2 tRNA genes and 2 rRNA genes (1 of these 4 cut by a window edge) are annotated in these 1,220 nt (G+C 56.9%); all 4 read right to left on the reverse strand.

Going from position 1 to position 1,220, the window contains the following annotated elements:
• Positions 1 to 270, reverse strand: a 23S ribosomal RNA gene (locus tag Q0C64_RS02960) (it extends 2,525 nt beyond the left edge of the window).
• Between the two features lie 389 nt (positions 271 to 659).
• Positions 660 to 735 (reverse strand) — tRNA-Ala (locus tag Q0C64_RS02965).
• A 19-nt stretch (positions 736 to 754) separates the two neighbouring features.
• Positions 755 to 831: transfer RNA gene (locus tag Q0C64_RS02970), tRNA-Ile, on the reverse strand.
• Between the two features lie 163 nt (positions 832 to 994).
• Positions 995 to 1,220, reverse strand: a 16S ribosomal RNA gene (locus Q0C64_RS02975); the annotation flags it as partial.

The following is a 1,220-nucleotide window of genomic DNA, read 5'->3' on the forward strand; positions in this document are numbered from 1 at the left end:
GGTTGATGTCTTTTCCTCCGGGTACTGAGATGTTTCAGTTCCCCGGGTTCGCTTCACTAAGCCTATGTATTCAGCCTAGAGATATCCTTCCTATTTAACCCCGACCCTGATTGCTCAGGAGCGAGATTAAATAGTGAGGATGGGTTTCCCCATTCGGAAATCTGCGGGTCAAAGGTTGCTCACACCTCACCGCAGCTTATCGCAGCGTGCCACGTCCTTCATCGCCTGTGTATGCCAAGGCATCCACCAATTGCCCTTACCTCACGCTTGAGAATCCACACCACCATCGACAATCCTGCTTGCATGACAGGCGCCGATATCCGGTGGTCTGGTTTATACAGATCTGTCCAACGCCAGGGAGGACAGATCCGCTCAGCTAGATAATCAATTTATATGTAATCAGACCGCTGTTCCGATCGCATCAGCACGCATGAAGCGTGCCGCTGCGGCGGCTCAGCTGCCTAACCACGGCATCGATTTCTAGAACCCATTCACAATGTCAAAGACGAGGCATCAGCCTCTACCGCGGCGAACCGCGGATCCGGTTTTCTTCATCTCTGGAACTGAGCAGCGCAGTCATGCCGGGGGCATGACGAGCAGCAGAAGCATCGCACCGATCGACGTGCTCGACCGTGCCCCGCACGGTCTGTGCGCGAGGATGGTGGAGCCTATCGGGATCGAACCGATGACCTCAAGCTTGCAAAGCTAGCGCTCTCCCAACTGAGCTAAGGCCCCATTGGCTATGCCGTTGCGATGGTGGGCCGAGAAGGAGTTGAACCTTCGACCTCACGCTTATCAGGCGTGCGCTCTAACCACCTGAGCTACCGGCCCCATCATCGCCTGCCGGCCATATAGGCCGCGGGCGGCGTGAGCCAGCTCAGGCTGCACTCCCCGATGGGGAGCGTTTCCAGGATGAAGGGACATGAGGACGGCGGCAATGTTCTTTGGACAGGAGGAAGAGTGCGTGAGCAGCTCTATCCGCCATGATCCTTAGAAAGGAGGTGATCCAGCCGCAGGTTCCCCTACGGCTACCTTGTTACGACTTCACCCCAGTCGCTGATCCCACCGTGGTCAGCTGCCTCCTTGCGGTTAGCGCACTGCCTTCGGGTGAAACCAACTCCCATGGTGTGACGGGCGGTGTGTACAAGGCCTGGGAACGTATTCACCGCGGCATGCTGATCCGCGATTACTAGCGATTCCGCCTTCATGCTCTCGAGTTG

The sequence above is a fragment of the Sphingomonas sp. genome (genome assembly GCF_023266535.1).
In the GTDB taxonomy this organism is placed as follows: Bacteria; Pseudomonadota; Alphaproteobacteria; order Sphingomonadales; family Sphingomonadaceae; genus Sphingomicrobium.